This window comes from Pseudomonas sp. 203-8, assembly GCF_020708595.1.
In the GTDB taxonomy this organism is placed as follows: Bacteria; Pseudomonadota; Gammaproteobacteria; order Pseudomonadales; family Pseudomonadaceae; genus Pseudomonas; species Pseudomonas aeruginosa.
On the sequence record NZ_JAJFDF010000013.1, the window covers coordinates 1 to 20,436 of the forward strand.

At 67.0% G+C, this 20,436-nt stretch carries 22 protein-coding genes and 1 pseudogene; 7 read left to right on the forward strand and 16 right to left on the reverse strand.

The genetic code is table 11. The features are described 5' to 3' along the window. The 10 genes and pseudogenes from oprB to edd form a co-directional block, all read right to left on the reverse strand. Positions 1-425 (reverse strand): annotated as a pseudogene (oprB, locus tag LJF27_RS26545) (carbohydrate porin OprB); the annotation flags it as partial. A 43-nt stretch (positions 426-468) separates the two neighbouring features. Further along, entirely contained in the window at positions 469-1,629 is a 1,161-nt protein-coding gene (locus tag LJF27_RS26550; protein ID WP_010793235.1) for an ABC transporter ATP-binding protein, read from the reverse strand. A 32-nt stretch (positions 1,630-1,661) separates the two neighbouring features. After that, positions 1,662-2,507 (reverse strand): carbohydrate ABC transporter permease, encoded by an 846-nt coding sequence (locus LJF27_RS26555; protein WP_003091470.1) that lies wholly within the window; start codon positions 2,505-2,507, stop codon positions 1,662-1,664. Further along, positions 2,500-3,432: a carbohydrate ABC transporter permease gene (locus LJF27_RS26560; protein WP_003091471.1), complete on the reverse strand. Its 933-nt coding sequence runs from the start codon at positions 3,430-3,432 to the stop codon at positions 2,500-2,502. Before LJF27_RS26560 ends, LJF27_RS26555 begins: the two co-directional genes overlap by 8 nt. Before the next feature lie 100 nt (positions 3,433-3,532). Beyond that, on the reverse strand, positions 3,533-4,795 hold the full coding sequence (locus tag LJF27_RS26565) for an ABC transporter substrate-binding protein (RefSeq protein ID WP_023117030.1): 1,263 nt from the start codon (positions 4,793-4,795) through the stop codon (positions 3,533-3,535). A gap of 113 nt (positions 4,796-4,908) precedes the next feature. After that, positions 4,909-5,262: an endonuclease domain-containing protein gene (locus tag LJF27_RS26570; RefSeq protein WP_305954541.1), complete on the reverse strand. Its 354-nt coding sequence runs from the start codon at positions 5,260-5,262 to the stop codon at positions 4,909-4,911. A gap of 57 nt (positions 5,263-5,319) precedes the next feature. Then, the gene (gtrS, locus tag LJF27_RS26575) at positions 5,320-6,741 is read right to left on the reverse strand and encodes a two-component system sensor histidine kinase GtrS (RefSeq protein ID WP_003158346.1); all 1,422 of its coding nucleotides are present in this window, start codon (positions 6,739-6,741) and stop codon (positions 5,320-5,322) included. 23 nt (positions 6,742-6,764) lie between these two features. Continuing rightward, positions 6,765-7,493, reverse strand: coding sequence for a two-component system response regulator GltR (gltR, locus tag LJF27_RS26580; RefSeq protein ID WP_003091475.1), 729 nt, complete (start codon positions 7,491-7,493; stop codon positions 6,765-6,767). Positions 7,494-7,527: 34 nt separating this feature from the next. Next, positions 7,528-8,523: a glucokinase gene (locus tag LJF27_RS26585; RefSeq protein ID WP_023117031.1), complete on the reverse strand. Its 996-nt coding sequence runs from the start codon at positions 8,521-8,523 to the stop codon at positions 7,528-7,530. Between the two features lie 102 nt (positions 8,524-8,625). Then, the gene (gene edd, locus LJF27_RS26590) at positions 8,626-10,452 is read right to left on the reverse strand and encodes a phosphogluconate dehydratase (protein ID WP_023117032.1); all 1,827 of its coding nucleotides are present in this window, start codon (positions 10,450-10,452) and stop codon (positions 8,626-8,628) included. A gap of 129 nt (positions 10,453-10,581) precedes the next feature. On the opposite strand from edd, the gene gap reads away from it, so the two are divergent. Further along, entirely contained in the window at positions 10,582-11,586 is a 1,005-nt protein-coding gene (gene gap, locus LJF27_RS26595; protein WP_003091480.1) for a type I glyceraldehyde-3-phosphate dehydrogenase, read from the forward strand. Positions 11,587-11,592: 6 nt separating this feature from the next. On the opposite strand, the gene LJF27_RS26600 is transcribed toward gap, so the two are convergent. The 6 genes from LJF27_RS26600 to LJF27_RS26625 all read right to left on the reverse strand — a co-directional run bounded on the left by LJF27_RS26600 (position 11,593) and on the right by LJF27_RS26625 (position 16,082). Then, positions 11,593-11,775 (reverse strand): DUF1289 domain-containing protein, encoded by a 183-nt coding sequence (locus LJF27_RS26600; protein WP_003091481.1) that lies wholly within the window; start codon positions 11,773-11,775, stop codon positions 11,593-11,595. 114 nt (positions 11,776-11,889) lie between these two features. Then, positions 11,890-12,420, reverse strand: coding sequence for a hypothetical protein (locus LJF27_RS26605; RefSeq protein ID WP_003114836.1), 531 nt, complete (start codon positions 12,418-12,420; stop codon positions 11,890-11,892). Positions 12,421-12,500: 80 nt separating this feature from the next. Continuing rightward, the gene (scpB, locus tag LJF27_RS26610; protein WP_003114835.1) at positions 12,501-13,499 is read right to left on the reverse strand and encodes an SMC-Scp complex subunit ScpB; all 999 of its coding nucleotides are present in this window, start codon (positions 13,497-13,499) and stop codon (positions 12,501-12,503) included. A 144-nt stretch (positions 13,500-13,643) separates the two neighbouring features. Next, positions 13,644-14,396, reverse strand: a complete 753-nt coding sequence (locus tag LJF27_RS26615) for a segregation and condensation protein A (RefSeq protein WP_003124353.1) — start codon at positions 14,394-14,396, stop codon at positions 13,644-13,646. 172 nt (positions 14,397-14,568) lie between these two features. Beyond that, positions 14,569-15,198 carry an L-threonylcarbamoyladenylate synthase gene (locus LJF27_RS26620; protein ID WP_003091486.1) on the reverse strand — a complete coding sequence of 210 codons (630 nt, stop codon included), beginning with the start codon at positions 15,196-15,198 and terminating at the stop codon, positions 14,569-14,571. Further along, positions 15,195-16,082 carry a PHP domain-containing protein gene (locus LJF27_RS26625; protein ID WP_016253156.1) on the reverse strand — a complete coding sequence of 296 codons (888 nt, stop codon included), beginning with the start codon at positions 16,080-16,082 and terminating at the stop codon, positions 15,195-15,197. The genes LJF27_RS26620 and LJF27_RS26625 overlap by 4 nt, the downstream gene beginning before the upstream one ends. A 215-nt stretch (positions 16,083-16,297) precedes the next feature. On the opposite strand from LJF27_RS26625, the gene LJF27_RS26630 reads away from it, so the two are divergent. The 6 genes from LJF27_RS26630 (at position 16,298) to LJF27_RS26655 (ending at position 20,433) form a co-directional block, all read left to right on the forward strand. After that, positions 16,298-16,885 (forward strand): septation protein A, encoded by a 588-nt coding sequence (locus LJF27_RS26630; RefSeq protein WP_003091488.1) that lies wholly within the window; start codon positions 16,298-16,300, stop codon positions 16,883-16,885. A gap of 1 nt (position 16,886) precedes the next feature. Further along, the gene (locus tag LJF27_RS26635; protein WP_003091489.1) at positions 16,887-17,186 is read left to right on the forward strand and encodes a YciI family protein; all 300 of its coding nucleotides are present in this window, start codon (positions 16,887-16,889) and stop codon (positions 17,184-17,186) included. 175 nt (positions 17,187-17,361) lie between these two features. Then, positions 17,362-17,724 (forward strand): hypothetical protein, encoded by a 363-nt coding sequence (locus LJF27_RS26640; protein ID WP_003114832.1) that lies wholly within the window; start codon positions 17,362-17,364, stop codon positions 17,722-17,724. A gap of 10 nt (positions 17,725-17,734) precedes the next feature. After that, a complete protein-coding gene (locus LJF27_RS26645) occupies positions 17,735-18,412 on the forward strand; it encodes a response regulator transcription factor (protein ID WP_003091491.1) in 678 nt (225 codons plus the stop codon). 128 nt (positions 18,413-18,540) lie between these two features. Then, a complete protein-coding gene (locus LJF27_RS26650; protein WP_003114831.1) occupies positions 18,541-18,981 on the forward strand; it encodes a Spy/CpxP family protein refolding chaperone in 441 nt (146 codons plus the stop codon). Between the two features lie 114 nt (positions 18,982-19,095). Further along, positions 19,096-20,433, forward strand: a complete 1,338-nt coding sequence (locus LJF27_RS26655) for a sensor histidine kinase (protein WP_003114830.1) — start codon at positions 19,096-19,098, stop codon at positions 20,431-20,433. Positions 20,434-20,436 lie beyond the last annotated feature (3 nt).

The window sequence follows — 20,436 nt, forward strand, 5'->3', positions numbered from 1 at the left end:
CCGCGGCCCCAGACCTCCTGCACCGAGCTGATGTGCCCGGCACGCGGGTCGCCGATGCGGTCGTTGGAAAGGTTCTTGCCGTTGCGCTCGGTGACGGTGAACTGGAACTCGGTAGCCTTCCAGCCGAAGATCTTCTCCAGATCCATGTGCACGCCCAGGGCGAACTGGTCGGTGTAGCGTCCGGTCTTGTCGTCGTCATAGCCGCCATCGAGGTTGGCCGCCGCCTCGCCGACGTACTCCAGCTTGAAGTCGTAGCCCTTCTCCAGCAGCTCGGTGCGCTTGCCGCCCCAGTCGCCGAGCATCCATTTCGAGTTCGGGGAGAACGCCTCGGCGGCGTGCGCCGCGCTCCCCAAGCCCAGCGCTCCAAGGGCAAACAGGCAGCCAACGGTCCTGGCGGCCGGTCTGGTTTTCTTGTTCTTGTACATTTCCAGCGTCCTCGTGGTTGTAGTCTAGGCAGTACGAAAGGATTCAGGAGTTCTTCTGGCGATTGCCGTTCAAGGCGGTGACCTTTTCCGCCGCCACGCCCGCCGTGCGCACGGCCACGCGCTCGCCGCTCTGCGCGTCGAACAGCAGGACCCGCGCGGGATCGAAGCGCAGGCTCATGCCGCTGCCCGCGGCCGGCGCGACGTCCGGCGCCAGGCGGCAACAGACCTTGACCTGGTTGACGGTGACGAAGACCAGGGTGTCCGGCCCGGTCGGTTCGAGCACCTCGACCTCGGTACGCAGGTCATGGGCAGCGCTGCCATCGCCCAGGGCGATCTGCTCCGGTCGTACGCCGAGGATCAGCTCGCGCCCCTCCTCCAGGCTGGGCTCCAGGCTCAGCGGCAGTTCGATACGGTCCTGGCCGCTATCGAGCAGGCCGGTCCAGCGTCCGTCCCGGCGCTGCAGGCGCAACGGAATGAAATTCATCGGCGGCGAACCGATGAAGCTGGCGACGAACAGGTTGGCCGGGTCGTTGTAGATCTGCTGCGGCGTGCCGAACTGCTGGATGACGCCGTCCTTCATCACCGCCACCTTGTCGCCGAGGGTCATGGCCTCGATCTGGTCGTGGGTGACATACACGGTCGTGGTCTTCAGCCGCTGGTGCATCAGCTTCAGCTCGGTGCGCATTTCCACCCGCAGCTTGGCATCGAGGTTGGACAGCGGCTCGTCGAACAGGTAGACCTTGGGCCGCCGCGCCAGCGCCCGGCCCATGGCCACCCGCTGCTGCTGGCCGCCGGAGAGCTGCGAGGGCTTGCGTTCGAGCAGGTGCTCGATCTGCAACAGCCTGGCCACCCGCGCCACCTCCTCGTCGATGGCGGCCTGGGGCATCTTGCGGATCTTCAGGCCGAAGGCGATGTTCTCGCGCACGCTCATGGTCGGGTACAGGGCGTAGGACTGGAAGACCATGGCGATGTCGCGGTCCTTGGGGCTCATGCCGCTGATGTCCTGGCCGTCCACCAGGATCGCACCGCCGGTGATGCTCTCCAGCCCGGCGATGCAGTTCATCAGGGTCGACTTGCCGCAACCCGAGGGCCCGACGAGGATCAGGAATTCGCCGGAGTCGATCTTCAGCCGGATGTCCCTGAGGGTATCCGCCAGGCCGCTGCCGTAGCTCTTGTGCAGGTTGCGCAGTTCGAGGGTTGCCATGTTTCGTTCGTCTCCGGGGTCAGCGACCCGTCTCAGCCTTTCACGGCGCCGGCGGTGAGGCCGCGCACGAAGTACTTGCCGGCCAGTACGTAGACCACCAGCGTGGGCAGCGCGGCGATCATCGCCGCGGCCATGTCGACGTTGTATTCCTTGACCCCGGTGGTGATGTTCACCAGGTTGTTCAGGGCCACGGTGATCGGTTGCGAATCGCCGCTGGCGAACACCACGCCGAACAGGAAGTCGTTCCAGATCTGGGTGAACTGCCAGATCAGGCAGACCATCACGATGGGCGTGGACATCGGCAGCAGGATGCGCAGGAAGATGGTGAAGAAACCGGCGCCGTCCAGGCGCGCGGCCTTGACCAGGGCATCCGGGATCGCCACGAAATAGTTGCGGAAGAACAGCGTGGTGAAGGCCAGGCCGTAGATCACGTGGACCAGCACCAGGCCACTGGTGGTATTGGCCAGGCCGAGCTTGCCGAGGGTGAAGGACATCGGCAGGAGGATCACCTGGAACGGCAGGAAGCAGCCGAACAACAGCGCGCCGAAGAACAGCTGGGAACCGCGGAAGCGCCACATCGACAGCACGTAACCGTTCAACGCGCCGATGAAGGTGGAGATCAGCACGCCGGGCACGGTGATCAGCACCGAGTTCCAGAAGAACGCGCCGACGCTGTCCCAGGCCTTGAGCCAGCCGATGACGGTGAAGGTGTCGGGCAGCGACAGCAGGTTGCCGGTGCGGATGTCGTCCGGCGTCTTGAAGCTGGTCAGCAGCATCACCAGCAGCGGCACCAGGTAAAGCGCGCAGGCGCCCCAGAGGGTCAGGTGCACGGCCAGGCGGCTGACGCTGAAGCTCGGGTTCAGGGACGCGTCACGCATGGCGCTTGCCTCGCAGTTCGGAATACAGGTAAGGCACCACGATCGCCAGTACAGCGCCGAGCATCAGCATCGCGCTCGCCGCGCCGAGCCCCATCTGGCCACGGGTGAAGGTATGCGCATACATGAACATCGCCGGCAGGTCGGAGGAATAACCCGGGCCGCCGGCGGTCATCGCCGCCACCAGGTCGAAGCTCTTGATCGCGATATGGGCGAGGATCATCAGCGCGCTGAAGAACACCGGGCGCAGGCTCGGCAGGACGATGCGCAGGTAGATGGTCGGCAGGCTCGCACCGTCGACCTGGGCGGCGCGCACGATGGCCGGGTCGACCCCGCGCAGGCCGGCGAGGAACAGCGCCATGACGAAGCCGGAGGCCTGCCACACGGCGGCGATCACCAGGCAGTAGACGACCCGCTCCGGGTCCACCAGCCAGTCGAAGCGGAAACCTTCCCAGCCCCAGTCGCGGAGCAGCTTGTCCAGGCCCAGGCCCGGATTGAGCAGCCACTTCCAGGCGGTGCCGGTGACGATCATCGACAACGCCATGGGATACAGGTAGAGGGTGCGGATGAAGCCTTCGCGGCGGATGCGCTGGTCCAGCAGCACTGCGAGGAACACTCCGAGCACCAGGCAGATGGCGATGAACGAGCCGCCGAAGAGCAGCAGGTTCTTGCTCGCCACCCACCAGCGGTCGTTGTCCCACAGGCGCTGGTACTGGCTCAGCCCGGCCCACTTGTAGCTGGGCATGAAGCGCGAGTTGGTGAAGGACAGCAGCAGCGTCCAGCCGATGTAGCCATACATGCAGAACAGCACCACGACCACGCTTGGCGCCAGCACCAGCTTCGGCAGCCAGCCTTGCAGGCGATCGAGTGGCGAGACGCGACGAGGCGCTACCGGAGCCGTGGGATAGACAGGGGAATTGGTCGCCATGCGTTTTCTCGCGTGCGAAGGAACCCACCCGTGCCGCTCGGCGGCACGGAGCCAGTCGGGAGGATCGAGCGGAGCCCAGGCCGGGCTCCGCGCCAGGGACTTACTGCGCCGCCGCCTCGATGGCGGCCGCCAGTTGCTGGGCGGCCTTCTGCGGATCCGCGGCGGGGTCGTTGAAGAAGTTGGTCACCACGTCGAAGATCGCCCCCTGCACGTAGCTGGAAGCGGCCATGCTGTGGGCCATGCTCGGCACCAGGTTGCCGTCCTGGGAAGCCTGCTTGAAGTCCTTCATCGACTGCTGGGCGCAACTGTCGAACGGCGCCATGTCGGCGTCCAGGCGAACCGGGATGGAGCCCTTGTTGAGGTTGAAGTCCTTCTGGAAGGACGGGTCGAGCACGCTGCGCGCCAGGTCTTCCTGGGCCTTGCGGTTCTCCGCGTTGCTCAGCTTGAACATCACCAGCGAGTCGATGTTGTAGTCGAAGGCTTTCTGCGTGCCGGGGAACGGCAGGCACTGGTAGTCCTTGCCCGGCACCTTGCCGGCGGCGGTGAACTCGCTCTTCGCCCAGTCGCCCATGATCTGCATCCCGGCCTTGCCGTTGATCACCATCGCCGTGGCGGCGCTCCATTCGCGACCGGCGGCGTCGGCATCGACATAGCCGCGGAGCTTCTTCAGCGCGGCGAACACCTCGACCATCTGCGCTCCGGTGAGGGTCGCCTTGTCCTGTTCGACGAAGGCCTTGCGATAGCCTTCCGGACCCATCTTGCTCAGCACCAGGTTCTCGAACACGGTGCCGTCCTGCCACGGTTGGCTGCCATGGGCCAGCGGCGTGAAACCGGCGGCCTTGAGCTTGTCGGCGGCGACGAACAGTTCGTCGAGGGTGGTCGGCGGGGTGGCGCCGGCCTTCTTGAACACTTCCGGGTTGATGTAGAGCCAGTTCACCCGGTGTACGTTGATCGGCACTGCTACGTAGTCGCCGTCGTACTTCATGATCTGCGCCACCTGCTTCGGCAGCAGGCGGTCCCACTTGCCTTCGGCGGCCACCGCGTTGAGGTCGGCGAGCAGGCCCAGTTCGCCCCACTCCTGGATATCCGGCCCCTTGATCTGCGCCGCGGCCGGCGGATTGCCGGACACCGCGCGGGTCTTCAGCACGGTCATCGCAGCCTCGCCGCCACCGCCGGCCACGGCGAAGTCCTTCCAGGTGTGGCCCTTGGCTTCGACCAGCTTCTTCAGGGTTTCGGCGGCGCGCTTCTCGCCGGCGGAGGTCCACCAGTGCAGCACTTCGACTTCGCCGGCCTGGGCCAGCAGTGGGGAGAGGCAGAGGGAGGAAAGACAGATGACGGCAGAGAGGCGACGGATCGCATTCATGAGGAAAACCTTCTTCTTGTTATTCGGAGCAAGTCTGCGCTTGCAATGCTTCGAGTCTATTCAAGCGTTCCGCGTCGCGGGTAACGAAGCGATCCGGGTTTGTCACGGAGTGGTTACATTGGGATTGAGGCAGAGCAGGAAAATCTGGACTCGAACTCGGCAAGGCGGTTTCGCGACAGAAACCTCCTACAACACGAGAATGACCTCCAGCAGCACCTCCCTGCGCGCCAGCACCTTGTCGTTCCAGAACCGCAGTACCCTGGACCCCGGCTCTCCAGCCAGGCATCGGCCGGCGAACCCACATGCTGCCCGCCATCCAGTTCGATCACCAGCATCCGCTCATGGCAGACGAAATCGACGATGTACGGCCCGAGAACCTTCTGCCGACGAAACTTCAGCCCGAGCAATCGATGCCCGCGCAAACACTGCCATAGCGCCCGCTCCGCCTCTGTCTGCGGCTGCCGCAGAACACGGGAGAACCTCGTGCCTGCCCGCCTCGTTCAAGGGCCCGGCAGGCCAGCCCATCACTCCAGCCCCAGGCGCGGCAAGCGCAGGCTGACCCGCAGGCCGCCCTCGCGACGGTTCTGCAAACTGACTTCGCCGCCATGGGTGTGCGCGATGTTGCGCGCAATGCCCAGGCCCAGCCCGTAGCCCTGCCCTCGCGGAGACAGACGGAAGCGCGGCTCGAAGATCTGTTCCAGGCGCTGCTCGGGCACGCCGGGGCCGTCGTCGTCGACGTGCAGCGCCACCGCTTCCGGCCCGTCCTCCAGGCTCAGGCGGGCGCGTTCGCCGTATTTCAGCGCATTGTCCAGCAGGTTGCCGATACAGCGCTTGAGCGCCAGGGGCTTGCCCGGATAAGGCTCCGCGGCGCGACCGACGACCTCCACCCGGCCATCGGCCAGGTAGGGCTCGGCGATGTGCTGGAGCAACAGGTTGAGGTCGACCGGCTCGACGTTCTCGTGGATATCGGTGTCCTTCACGCACTGCAGCGCGCCCTTCACCAGCAGTTCCAGCTCGTCCAGGTCGCGCCCGAACTTCTCCTGCAAGCGCTCGTCCTCGAGGAGTTCTACCCGCAGGCGCAGGCGGGTGATCGGCGTGCGCAGGTCGTGGGAGATGGCGCTGAACAACTGCCCGCGCTCGTTCAGGTAGCGGTCGATGCGCTCATGCATGGTGTTGAAGGCGCGCGCCACCTCCACCAGTTCGCTGGCGCCGCGCTCCTCCAGCGCTGCCGACGGACTGCCCAGGGCCAGGTCGCGGGCGGCGCGCGCCAGGCGCTTGAGCGGACGGCTCTGCCAATGCATCAGCAAACCGGTGAAAAGCAGCAGCAACAGGCTGGTGAAAACGATCGAGAGCACCTGCTGCGGTTGCAGTCCCTCGGGTTCCAGGCTGACGTACGGCGCCGGCATCAGGCTGGCGATGTACAGCCACTCGCTGTCGCCGATGCGGATCTGGGTCACCAGCACCGGCGGGTTCACCGGCTCCAGGGTCAGCGCGTAGTGCGCCCAGGAACGCGGCAGCTCGTCGAGCTTCAGCGCGCCGTTGAACAGGCGCAGCTCGTCGGGACTGACGAATTCGACCTGCAGCTCGACCTCCTTGCCCAGGCGTTGGTGCAACACGTCCTGGACGATCTCCAGCACCGCCTGCTTGTTCGGCGTGTCCGGCAGGGCACGCATCTCCAGCGGCCGGTCGTTCAGCGAGACGAAGAAGCGCGTACCGCCCATGCTGCGCAACTGGTCGAGCACCAGCGGACGGTAGCCGAGCGGCAGGGAACGGAAGTAGCTGACGCTGGCCGCCATCGAGTAGGCCAGGCTGCGCGAGCTGGTGAGCAGGCCCTCGCGCTGGCTGGAGCGCAGGTGCGACAGCCAGAACAGGCTGGAAAGCCCTTGCGCGACCAGCACCGCGAGCAGGGTCAGGAGCAGCATGCGCCCGAGCAGCGAGCGCGGCACCGGCGACCAGCGCCGCCGTTCGCTCATGGCTGCAGGTGCGGCCGCACCTGCGCCGCCAGCAGGTAGCCACTGCCGCGCACGGTCTGGATCAGCCGCGGCGCCTTGCCGGTGTCGCGCAGGCGCTGGCGCAGGCGGCTGACCGCCATGTCGACGATGCGCTCCAGCGGCAGCACCTCGCGGCCGCGGGTGGCGTTGGCGATGGTGTCGCGGTCGAGGATCTGCTGCGGATGGTCGAGGAACAGCTTGAGCAGGGCGAAATCCGCGCCGCTGAGGAAGAACTCCTCGCCGTCCTCGTGGAACAGTCGGTGGCTGACCGTGTCCAGCCGCCAGTCCTCGAAAGCCAGTACGTCGCCACCGCGCACCTGGGTGAACTGCGCGCGGCGCAGCAGGGCCTTGATCCGCGCCAGCAGCTCGCGCGGGCTGAACGGCTTGCCCAGGTAGTCGTCGGCACCCAGTTCCAGGCCGATCACCCGGTCGGCCTCGTCGGAACTGGCGGTGAGCATGATGATCGGCATGCAGGCCAGGCGCTGGTGGGAGCGAATCCAGCGACAGAGGCTGAAGCCGTCCTCGTCCGGCAGCATCACGTCGAGGATCGCCAGGCTCGCCTCCTCCTCGCACAGCGCCTGGCGGAAGTCGGCGCCCCGCGAGACGCTGCGGACCTGGAAGCCGGCGCGGCTCAGGTAGGTCTCCAGCAATTCGCGGATTTCCTGGTCATCGTCCACCAGCAGGATCGATCGTCCGTTCGCGCTCACGAGGCTCCTCCTTATGCGGTTGCTCGACGCCGACTCAACCCTCGGCGTCCAGGGCCTGCTGCAGGGCGACTCCGGCGCCGAGCAGGCCCGGATGTTCGGCGGTCATGACCCACACCGGTACGTCCTGCAGGTAAGCGCCGCTAGTCTTGCCACGGCTGGCGAAGGCCTCGGCGAAGCCGCTGGCGATGAAACGCTCGAGGAAACGCGGGACGATGCCGCCGGTAATGTAGACGCCACCGAGCGCGCCGACGGTGAGCACCGCGTTGCCGGCGACCCGCGCCAGCCACAGGAAGAAGTGCTCCAGCACGGCGTCCGCCTGGGCGTCGCCGGCCATGGCCAGGGCACCGACTTCCGCCGCACTGCTCGCGCGTACGGCGACCCCGTCCAGGGCACAGCTGATTTCATAGAGGGCGAGCAGGCCGTTGCCGGACAGTGCGCGCTCGGCGGAGACATGTCCGTAGCGCGCCTGCAGGCCCTGCCAGAGCGCGAAGTCGCGCGGCGAAGTGACCGGCAGGTCGACGTGCCCGCCCTCGCAGGGCAGCACTTCCCAACGTCCCCCGCCCAGCGGCAGCAGGCTGCCGACGCCAAGGCCGGTGCCGGGACCGATGATCAGCCGGGCACGATCCGCCTGGGCACTGCCGGCGCGGACCTGCACCAGCTCGTCCGCGCCTAGCCGCGAGGCGGCCCAGGCCATGGTGCTGAAGTCGTTGACCAGCAGCAGGTGATCCAGCCCCAGCTCCTCGCGGAACGCGGCACGATTGATCACCCAGTGGTTGTTGGTGAAACGGAAATCGGCCGCCCCGACCGGACCGGCGCAGGCCAGGCAGACCGAGTCGATGTTCGCCACCGATTCGCCGATCCGCGCCAGGTAGTCGCGCACGGCCAGTTCAGGCCGCGGGTAGTCGGCGCAGGCGAGCACCTCGATGAATTCCAGGCGCTGCCCGCGCCAGAGCGCGAAACGCGCATTGGTGCCGCCGATATCGCCGACCAGGCCGAGGCCGCCGGCGCTTCTCTTGTTGTCGTTATTCATCGTCGTTGAACCGCAATGCCCCGCGCCAGGGCGGGACGGTCGGCAGATGTTGCCGGAGAGACAGCCGCCAGCCAAGCGCCGGCGGATATCGACCTATCAGAATCAGCGCCAGCCGTTGAGGCTCTCGGTAAAGCTGCAGGCGCCCTCTTCCGCGCTGCTCATGGCGTTGCGCATGAAGGCGAACAGCTCGCGGCCGCAACCGAGATTGCCGTCCTGCGGCGCCGGCTCCAGGCTGCGCGCCTGCCATTCGGCGTCGTCGACCAGCACCCGCAACTCGCCGTTCACCCCATCCACCCGCACCCGGTCGCCGTCGCGCAGGCGCGCCAGCGGACCGCCGGCGATGGCTTCCGGACTCACATGGATGGCCGCGGGCACCTTGCCCGACGCCCCGGACATGCGCCCGTCGGTGACCAGCGCCACCTTGAAGCCACGATCCTGCAGGACCCCGAGGAACGGCGTGAGCTTGTGCAGCTCCGGCATGCCGTTCGCCCGCGGGCCCTGGAAACGCACCACGGCGACCAGGTCGCGCTCCAGCTCGCCGGCCTTGAAGGCCGCGGCCAGGCTGGCCTGGTCGTGGAAGATCCGTACCGGCGCCTCGACCACTTGGTGTTCCGGCGCCACCGCCGAGACCTTCATCACGCCGCGACCGAGGTTGCCCTTCATCAGGCGCAAGCCGCCTTCGGCGGAGAACGGCTTGTCCAGCGGACGCAGGATGGCTTCGTCGAGACTCCGTTCCGGCCCTTCGCGCCAGACCAGCCGGCCATCCTCGAGGAACGGCTCGCGGGTGTAGCGGCGCAGGCCGGGGCCGGCGACGGTCTGTACGTCCTCGTGAAGCAGCCCGCCGTCGAGCAGTTGGCGGATCAGGAAGGACATGCCGCCGGCCGCCTGGAAGTGGTTGATGTCGGCCTGGCCGTTCGGATAGATGCGCGCCAGGGTCGGCACCACATGGGACAGCTCGGACATGTCCTGCCAGGTCAACTGGATGCCCGCCGCCTGGGCGATCGCCAGCAGGTGCAGGGTGTGGTTGGTCGAGCCGCCGGTGGCGAGCAGCGCCACCACCGAGTTGACGATGGCCTTCTCGTCGACGATCTCCGCCATCGGCACGTAGTTGCCGTTCTCGGGGGTCAGCCGGCTGGCCTGGCGTGCCGCTTCGCGGGTGAGTTCGTCGCGCAGCGGGGTGTTCGGGTTGACGAAGGAGGCACCGGGCAAGTGCAGGCCCATCACCTCCACCAGCAACTGGTTGGTATTGGCGGTGCCATAGAAGGTGCAGGTGCCGGGTGCATGGTAGGAGGCCATTTCCGAGGCCAGCAGCTCTTCGCGAGTGGCCTTGCCCTCGGCGAACAGTTGGCGCACCGCGGCCTTTTCCTTGTTGGAGATGCCGGTCGGCATCGGCCCGGCCGGGACGAACACGGTGGGCAGGTGGCCGAAGCGCAGCGAGCCGATCAGCAGGCCCGGCACGATCTTGTCGCAAACACCCAGGCACAGCGCTGCATCGAACATGTTGTGAGACAGCGCGATGGCGGTGGACATGGCGATCACGTCGCGGCTGGCCAGCGACAGTTCCATGCCCGGCTCGCCCTGGGTCACCCCGTCGCACATGGCCGGCACGCCGCCGGCGAACTGGCCGACCGAACCGATCTCGTGCAGCGCCTGCTTGATCAGCCCCGGAAAGCGCTCGAACGGCTGGTGCGCCGAGAGCATGTCGTTGTAGGCGGAAACGATGGCCACGTTGGCCTGGTTCATCAGCCGCAGGGTCTGCTTGTCGCTTTCGCCACAGGCCGCGACCCCGTGGGCGAGGTTGCCGCACGGCAGGGTGCCGCGGTGCGGCCCCTTGCTGGCCGCAGCCCGGACCATCTCGAGGTAGCGCTGGCGAGTGGCCGCGCTACGGGCCTGGATGCGGCGGGTGACTTCGAGCACACGAGGGTGCATGGCAGATTCTCCTACAGACTATCAATTGTTGTTTTTACAACATAATCATCGGTTGAAGGATGTTTACTTTTCTTTCTGGACGAAATGTAATGGTTTTTACCACAACAATAGAAAAGAGACGACCTCATTATGACTATCCGCCTGGCCATCAACGGCTTCGGTCGCATCGGCCGAAACGTTCTTCGCGCCCTGTATACCGGCCACTACCGCGAACAGTTGCAGGTAGTGGCGATCAATGACCTCGGCGACGCCGCGGTCAACGCCCACCTGTTCCAGTACGACAGCGTCCATGGACGCTTTCCCGGCGAGGTCGAGCACGATGCCGAAAGCCTGCGGGTGATGGGCGACCGCATCGCCGTCAGCGCCATCCGCAACCCGGCGGAACTGCCCTGGAAGAGCCTCGGCGTGGACATCGTGCTCGAGTGCACGGGGCTCTTCACCAGCCGCGACAAAGCCGCTGCCCACCTGCAGGCCGGCGCCGGCAAGGTGCTGATCTCGGCGCCCGGCAAGGACGTCGACGCCACCGTGGTCTACGGCGTCAACCACGAGGTGCTGCGCGCCTCCCATCGGATCGTCTCGAACGCCTCCTGCACCACCAACTGCCTGGCACCGGTGGCCCAGGTGCTGCATCGCGAGCTGGGCATCGAGCACGGCCTGATGACCACCATCCATGCCTACACCAACGACCAGAACCTCTCCGACGTGTACCACCCGGACCTGTACCGCGCACGTTCGGCGACCCAGTCGATGATCCCCACCAAGACCGGCGCCGCCGAGGCGGTCGGCCTGGTCCTGCCGGAACTCGCCGGCAAGCTTACCGGGCTGGCGGTGCGGGTGCCGGTGATCAACGTGTCGCTGGTCGATCTCACCGTGCAGGTGGCCCGGGATACCAGCGTAGACGAGGTCAACCGCCTGCTGCGCGAGGCCAGCGAGGGCTCTCCGGTGCTCGGCTACAACACCCAGCCGCTGGTGTCGGTGGATTTCAATCACGACCCGCGCTCGTCGATCTTCGACGCCAACCACACCAAGGTCAGCGGCCGGCTGGTCAAGGCGATGGCCTGGTACGACAACGAGTGGGGCTTCTCCAACCGCATGCTGGACAGCGCCCTGGCGCTGGCCGCCGCCCGCGACTGACGCGCCTCAGCGGAACTTGCGCCGACCGCGCGCCTGCAACGCCAGCAGGCGCAGGTCGGCCTCGGCGAGGATCAGTCGCTGCTCGGCCTTGTCCGCGCGCTTCCAGGCACGGATTTCCTGGCGCGTACGCCCGCAGCCGCGGCACACGTCGGCATCGAACTCACAGATATTGATGCAAGGACTTTTCAAGCGTTCCCCCTTTTTCGGCGCGGACCGCAACCGGTCCTCGCCCGTCACTTCACGACAGGCGGTGGGCCGGCGTCCAGGAGGGAATGACTATCGGGCCGATCGAGCGGCCCGCGGTCACTCGGCCTCGGCGTCGCGCAGGCTTTCGTAGGCAGGCGCGGCATAGATGCCGGCCTCGACGCAGAGCGCCATGACCCGCGGCAGGTCCTGGGTATAGACCAGCACCGCCTGCAACTCGTCGTCCAGCGGCTCGCTGAAATCCACCAGCACGTAGCCGCCCTTTTCCGGATACATGCTGCTCAGTTGCACCTGGATACGGTTGAGGGCGACCAGCGGCTCGGTCTTGAGCAACTGCTTCGGCTTGATGTTGAACGCCACGTCCTTGCCGAAGGAGGCGACGATCCGGGCGAACAGCTCGGCATAGGTGTCGGCCTGGAACAGCACGATATCCGGCAGGCTACCGACCACCACCCACTCGCCGAGCGGGATCGGGAAGCTGTCGTCGTAGTTGATGTCCGGGTTGGCGGCGAGGAACCCTGCCGGATCGGCGTAGGCCTGGGCCGCCTCGTCGGCGATCCGCCGGATCTCCTCGGCGCCCATGCAGCCGGTGCTGATGAGTGTGATCAGTTCGTTCAGGGTCTCTTTCATGGGGAGTTCCAGGGTCGATGAAACGGAGCGGGCCGGCCTCGCCGGCGCGGCCGGATGAATTCTACAGGGTGGAACGACGGTCAGCGGCGCGGCCAGTCGTCGTCGGCGTCCAGTGCCTCGCGCTCCTCGCGCATGGCCTCCGCCAGGGCGCGCTCTTCGTCATCGGGATCGGCGCCCGCGACAGCCTCCGCGACGGCAGGCTCGACGGCTTGCTCCGCGACCACGGGAATCGGCCCAGCCGCTGGCTCGGCGGACTCGTCGCCCTGCTCCGAGGGCTCCGGAGGGTCGAGCAGGTCGTCGAAGTCGGTCTTCAGGCCCTGCTCCATCTCGTCCAGTTCCAGCAGCAGGCTGCGGAAGCTGGTTTCCTCGCGCGGCTTCTCCGGCTCGCCGGCCTCCCCCTCGATCTCCTCGAGGCTTTCCCCGGCCTCGGCGATGGCGCGATCGGCCAGGGCCTGGATCGAGGCAGGAATCGCATCCTCGTCGAGATCGTCGCGCGGCGGCTGCGCCGCGGGCGCCACTTCGACCGGCGGTTCCGGCTCGGGCTCCATCTCGCGCAGCGCCGACAGCGGCGGCAGCTCGTCGAGGCTCTTCAGGTTGAAATAATCGAGGAACGCCTTGGTAGTCGCCAGCATCGCCGGGCGCCCCGGCACCTCGCGGTAGCCAACGATGCGGATCCACTCCCGCTCCATCAGCGTCTTGACGATCTGGGTGTTCACCGCCACGCCGCGGATCTCCTCGATCTCGCCACGGGTGATCGGCTGGCGGTAGGCGATCAGCACCAGGGTTTCCAGCAGCGCGCGCGAATAGCGCTGCGGACGCTCCTCCCAGAGGCGGCCGACCCACGGCGAGAAACGCTCGCGAATCTGCAGGCGATACCCGGACGCGACTTCCTTCAGCTCGAAGGAGCGCCCTGCGCAGGACAGTGCCAGGATCGCCAGGGCGTCGCGGAACTGCCCCGGCTCCGGCCGCTCTGCCTCGTCGAACAGCTCAGCCAGGCGTTCCAGCGACAGCGGCTTGCCGGCCGCGAGGAGGATGCCTTCGAGCAGGGTGGCGAGTTCGTGGGGATCGGACAGGTTCATCGTCGCAACGGATACCGGAGCCAGGAAGAGGGAAAGATAGCGGAATCGGGCATGCAGCTTAACAGGCCACGGCAGGGAGCGAAGCCGGAAGCTCGGAAAAGGCGACCGTCCGCAGGGGGACGAACGGCCAGCGGCGCGGCGCGCTCACTCGAAATCGTCTTCCAGGGCTTCCTCCAGGGTTTCGCCTTCCTCCGCTTCGCGGGCTATCCGCAGGCGCACATGGATGGCGCCGAAAGCCTCGTTCTGCACCAGTTCCACCATCTGCTCCTTGACCAGTTCGAGGATCGCCATGAAGGTGACCACCACGCCGAGCTTGCCCTCCTCCAGGGTGAACAACTGGATGAAGGGCACGAAGGCGCCGCCTTTCAGGCGCTCCAGCACTTCGCTCATGCGTTCGCGGGTGGACAGTACCTCGCGGGTCACCTGGTGGCTCTCGAACAGGTCGGCGCGGCGCAGCATCTCGCCCATCACCAGCATCAGCTCCTGCAGCGCCAGCTCCGGCAGCAGCTTGCGCGCCCGCGCCTCGGGAGCAGCCACCGCCGGCACCAGCACGTCGCGGCCGACCCGGGGCAGTTCGTCGAGGTCTTCGGCGGCCTTCTTGAACCGTTCGTACTCCTGCAGGCGGCGGATCAGCTCGGCCCGTGGATCTTCCTCTTCCTCCTCGGCTTCCGCCGAGCGCGGCAGCAACATGCGCGACTTGATCTCCGCCAGCATCGCCGCCATCACCAGGTACTCGGCGGCCAGCTCCAGGCGCACCGCCTTCATCAGCTCGACATAGCCCATGTACTGGCGGGTGATTTCCGCCACCGGGATATCCAGGATGTCAATGTTCTGCTTGCGGATCAGGTACAGCAGCAGGTCGAGCGGGCCCTCGAAGGCCTCGAGGAAAACCTCCAGCGCGTCCGGCGGGATATAGAGGTCCTGCGGCAGCTCGGTGACCGCCTCGCCGTAGACCAGCGCCAGTTGCAGCGGCACCCGCTCGGCGGCGGGTTCGGCTGGAGGGGTGTCGGCGTTGGCCGGGTTATCGTCCTGCATCGCTAGGCTCGTGGTGGGCGGATTCGGGCGGCGCTCAGGCCGGCTGCATGAACGGCGCCGGATCGCCGCAACCCACGCGGATCACTTCGGGATCGGTGTCGGTCAGGCTGATCACGGTGGAGGCCTCGCCGCCGCCATAGCCCCCGTCCACGATCAGGTCGACCTGGTGTTCCAGTACCTGGCGCATTTCATAGGGATCGTTCAGTGGCTCGCCGCTGCCGGGCATGATCAGGCTCACGCTCATCAGCGGTTCGCCCAGTTCCTCCAGCAGCGCCCGGGCGATCGGACAGTTCGGCACGCGCAGGCCGATGGTGCGGCGCTTGGGGTGCAGGAGCATGCGCGGCACCTCGCGGGTGGCGCTGAGGATGAAGGTGTAGGGACCGGGGGTGTGCGCCTTGAGCAGGCGGAACAGGCCGGTGTCGACCTTGGCATAGACGCCCAGCTCGGAAAGGTCGCGGCAGACCAGGGTGAAGTTGTGCTTGTCGTCCAGTTGGCGGATGCGGCGGATGCGATCCACCGCGGTCTTTTCGCCGATGCGGCAGCCCAGGGCATAGGACGAGTCGGTGGGATAGACGATCACCCCACCCTGGCGGACAATTTCCACCGCCTGCTTGACCAGCCGCGGCTGGGGATTTTCCGGATGGATCTGGAAGAACTGGCTCATTCGGCCCCCTTGGCTTCGGAATGACGTTCGGTATCGCGAAAATGCCTGGCGAAACGCGGCCACATGGCCGGAAGGTCCTCTGGAACCGCACGGTACATGCCCAGTTCGGACCAGTCGCCCGGCGCGTGGAAATCGCTGCCGGCGGTGACCATCAGGCCGAACTCGCGGGCCAGGATCGACAGGGTACCGACCTGTTCGGCCGGCTGCACGCCATTGACCACCTCGATGGCGTGTCCGCCGGCCTGGAGAAAGTCGGCGACCAGGCGCCGGCGCTTGGTCCGGGTGAAATCATAATGATACGGGTGCGCCAGGCTGATCCAGGCGCGCGCCTCGTGCAGGCAGCCGACCACTTCCTCCAGGGTCGGCCAGTGCTGCTTGACGTCTCCCAGCTTGCCGGCCCCCAGCCACTTGCGGAACGCGTCGGCGCGATCCTTGACCCAGCCGCCCTGGACCAGGAACTCGGCGAAATGCGGCCGCGCCGGCGCGTTGCCGCTGTCGCCCAGGGCCCGCTGGATCGCCCGCGCGCCCTCCAGCGCACCGGGCATACCCTTGGCCGCAAGCCGCCGGTCGATTTCCTCGGCGCGCGCCCAGCGGCCCCGGTGCAGGGCTTCGGTCGCCTGGCGCAGGGGAGCGGCGTCGAGGTCGAAACCGTAGCCCAGCACATGAATGGTGGCACCGCCCCAGGTGCAGGACAGCTCGACACCGTTGACCAGTTCGATACCGAGTCGAGCGGCCGCCTGGTGGGCTTCCGGCAGGCCTTCCAGGGTGTCGTGGTCGGTCAGCGCCAGCAGCCCGACGCCTTTCTCGTGGGCCCGCTGCACCAGGGCGGCGGGCGCGAGCACGCCATCGGAGGCGGTACTGTGGCAATGCAGATCGACACGCATGGCTGAATCCTGATTCCAGTGAAGAATGGTGATGAAGCAACGCCGATTCGCTGCCTCGCGGTATCGAGACGTACCGTTCATGGGTCCGGGGAGCCTGCTCCACCTGGCGAATGCGCCTGCGGCACAGGCCTGACGCATTCGGAAAGACAGGATGACTGTTTCAGAACATCCAGAGGTTGCTATTATGCCGTTTCAACCGTGTCCTGACTGCCACCATGAAGCAATTCATCGATTTCATCCCACTGATCCTGTTCTTCATCGTCTACAAGATAGACCCTCAGAACGTCGAGTTCGCCGGGTTCAATCTGAGTGGCATCTACGGCGCGACCGCGACCCTGATCCTCGCCTCGGTGATCGTCTACGGCGCCCTCTGGCTCAAGCACCGCCACCTGGAAAAGAGCCAGTGGTTCACCCTCGGCGCCTGCCTGGTCCTCGGCGGCCTGACCCTGGCCTTCCACGAGGACACCTTCCTCAAATGGAAGGCGCCGCTGGTCAACTGGCTGTTCGCCCTGGCCTTCGCCGGCAGTCACTTCATCGGCGACAAGCCGATGATCCAGCGCATCATGGGCCATGCCATCCAGTTGCCGCAGGGCCTCTGGGTGCGCCTGAACATCGCCTGGGTGGTGTTCTTCCTGGTGTGCGGCTTCGCCAACCTGTACGTGGTCTTCACCTATCCGAACTTCTGGGTGGACTTCAAGGTGTTCGGCAGCCTCGGCATGACCTTGCTGTTCCTGATCGGCCAGGGCCTGTTCCTGGCTCGCCACCTGCACGACGCCGATACCGGCGAAAAGCCCAAGGACTGACATGCTCTACGCGATCATCGCCCGTGACATCCCCGCTTCCCAGGAACGCCGCCTGGCCAGCCGCCCGGCCCACCTGGCCCGTCTCGAACAGCTGAAGGAAGAAGGCCGCCTGGTACTCGCCGGCCCGCACCCGGCGATCGACAGCAACGACCCGGGCGCCGCCGGCTTCACCGGCAGCCTGATCGTCGCCGAATTCGATTCGCTGGCCGCGGCGCAGAGCTGGGCCGAGGCCGATCCCTACCGGGCCGCCGGGGTGTACGCCGAGGTGGTGGTCAAGCCGTTCAAGAAAGTCCTGCCCTGAGGCAGTCGCCGGGTACCGGCGGCCGGCCCGGTCGCCCTCCCGGCAAACGTTTTCGCACCGGACGCCGCTTTCCGGTGCCCGCCGCAGCGCAACCAGGCCGGCCCGGCGCTTTCGCCAAGCCGGAAGGGCGAACCGGAAGACAGTGCAATCCGTCGCTTCATCGGTACAAGGAGTCATGATGCGTCCATCCGCTGCCCATTGCCTGCTGCTGAGCCTGGGAGCTTCCCTGGCCCTGGCCGAGGAACCCGCGCCAGCACCGATTCCAGCCGCGCAGCCTTCCATTACGCAGGCTACCGCCGAACTGGAGCGCCGCCTGGTGGAAACGGAACGCCAGCGCGACGAACTGGTCAGTCGTATGCGCCAGGAGAACCGCCAGTTGCGCGAGCAGCTGCAGGCGGCCCAGGCGCAGCGGCAACCGCCGCTGCTCACGGAAGAGCAGACCTGGTATGTCGCCGGCGCCGCCACGGCCCTGCTCGCGTTCGTCCTCGGTGCCCTGAGCCGCGGCCGCCGGCGACAGCGACGCGAATGGATCAATTGAGCGACACTCGATGAGCGAACTGCTGTTGATCGACGATGACCGGGAGCTCTGCGAGCTGCTCGGTACCTGGCTGGTCCAGGAAGGTTTCTCCGTGCGTGCCAGCCACGACGGCGCCCAGGCCCGTCGCGCCCTCGCCGAGCAGACACCGGATGCCGTGGTGCTCGACGTGATGCTGCCGGACGGTAGCGGCCTGGAACTGCTCAAGCAACTGCGCGGCGACCATCCCGACCTGCCGGTGCTGATGCTGTCCGCCCGCGGCGAGCCGCTGGACCGCATCCTCGGTCTGGAACTGGGCGCCGACGACTACCTGGCCAAGCCCTGCGACCCGCGCGAACTCACCGCACGGCTGCGCGCCGTGCTGCGGCGAACCCACCCGGCGCAACCCAGCGCGCAGATGCAACTGGGCGACCTGTCGCTGAACCTGACGCGCGGCGTGGCGCAGATCGACGGCCAGGAGATCAGCCTGACCCTTTCCGAAAGCCGCATCCTCGAAGCGCTCCTGCGCCAGCCCGGCGAGCCGCTGGACAAGCAGGCCCTGGCGCAACTGGCGCTGGGCCGCAAGCTGACCCTCTACGACCGCAGCCTGGACATGCACGTCAGCAACCTGCGCAAGAAGCTCGGCAGCCACCCCGACGGCAGCCCGCGCATCCTCGCCCTGCGCGGCCGCGGCTACTACTACAGCCACTGAGCGGGTTTCGTCAGCCCGCCGACACAAGGTCTTTACCCAAGCTTTACCCAGGGCTGACCGCGCTTGACCTTGACCTCCCTAGACTGGGCTCATCCGGTAAATGGCCGGACCCAGAAAGGAGAAACACCATGCGCAAGACGCTAACCGCCCTGTTCATCGCCGCCGCCCTGCCGACCTTCGCCATGGCCGCGCCCGCCGCCAACGACCTGCCCCCCCCGCCGATGGAAGGCGGCCACATGATGGGCCAGCACGGTCCCCGGCATGGCGGCCCGATGAAGGAACTGGACCTGACCCGCGAACAGCGCCAGCAGATGGGCAAACTGATGGGCGAACAAATGAAGGCCCGCCACGAGATCACCCAGCGCTACCTGGCCAAGCTGCCGGCGGCCGAGCAGAAGGCCCTGAAGGACGAACTCAAGGCCAGCCACGAGAAGACCCAGAAGGACATCCGCGCCCTGCTCACCCCCGAGCAGCAGAAGAAGTTCGACGAACTGCAGAAGAAGCGCGAGCAGCGCAAGGCAGAGTGGGCCGAATTCCAGCAATGGAAGGCCGACAAGAAGTCCAACTGACGTCCGAGCCACCGCTACCGGGTCCTCCGGTAGCGGTCTTCCGACCAGCCGGAATCGCATATCCTAGGGGTTTACCCTCGCGGCCGGCCCGACATGCGATTCAACAGGAAAACCATGCGTTCACTCTTCTGGCGAATCCTCGCCGCCTTCTGGCTGGCCCTGCTGCTGGTCGCCGGGCTGTCCATCCTGCTGGGTCGTGCGCTGAACCAGGACACCTGGATCATCGCCCGCCATCCTGGCCTGAAGGATCTCGCCGAGCAGTGGACCGCCCTCTACGAAGAACAGGGCAGCTACGCGGCCCAGGGCTTGCTGGAGCAACGCCGTCGCGACTACGGGATTTCCATCCAGGTGCTCGATGAAAGCGGCCAGCGCCTGGTCGACGGCACCTACCTGCCGCGCCCCCACCACCGCCCGCCGCGCACCAGCGACCGCAACCTGCCGCGCTTCCCCTGGCGCCAGCTGAGCCAGGAATACGTCAGCCCGCAGAGCAACCATACCTATCTGTTCATCTACCGCATCCCGCACCCGGAGCTGGAGGCCTGGCACCGCGGCAGCCTGCTCTGGCCGCTCAGCGCGCTGGGCATCGCACTGGTGGTGCTGACCCTGTTCAGCCTGCTGCTGACGCTGTCCATCACCCGTCCGCTGAACCGTCTGCGGCGCGCCGTGCACGACCTCGGCCAGACCGCCTACCAGAAGGACAGCCTGGCCCGCCTGGCGCGGCGCGGCGATGAACTGGGCACCCTGGCGCGCGATTTCAACCGCATGGGCGAACGCCTGCAAAGCCTGATCGGCAGCCAGCGTCAGTTGCTCCGCGACGTATCCCACGAACTGCGCTCGCCGCTGGCTCGCCTGCGCATCGCCCTGGCCCTGGCCGAACGCGCCGAACCGGAAGCGCGGGCGCAGATGTGGCCGCGCCTGGAACAGGAATGCGACCGCCTGGAAGCGCTGATCGGCGAGATCCTCGCCCTCGCCCGGCTCGACGCCGAACCCGGCGCGAGCCAACGGATCGCCCTGCTACCGCTGCTCCAGCGGCTGCGCGAAGACGCCCTGCTGCTGGCTCCGGAACAGGATATCCGCCTGGAGGTGGCGCCTGACCTGAGCATCGACGGCTGGCCGGACATGTTCGAACGCGCGGTGGACAACCTGCTGCGCAACGCCGTGCGCTTCAACCCCGTCGGCCAACCCCTGGAGGTGCGTGCCAGCAGCGCCGGCGACTACCTGCGCCTGAGCGTCCGCGACCATGGGCCAGGCATCGCCGCCGAACTGCAGGAGCAGTTGGGCGAGCCGTTCTTCCGCGCACCCAACCAGAGCAGCCCGGGACACGGCCTGGGCCTGGCCATCGCCCGCCGCGCCATCGAGCGCCACGGCGGGCACCTGCGCCTGGGCAACCATCCCGACGGCGGCTTCATCGCCACCCTCAGCCTGCCGCTACGGCGCAAGGCGACCGAATGACGC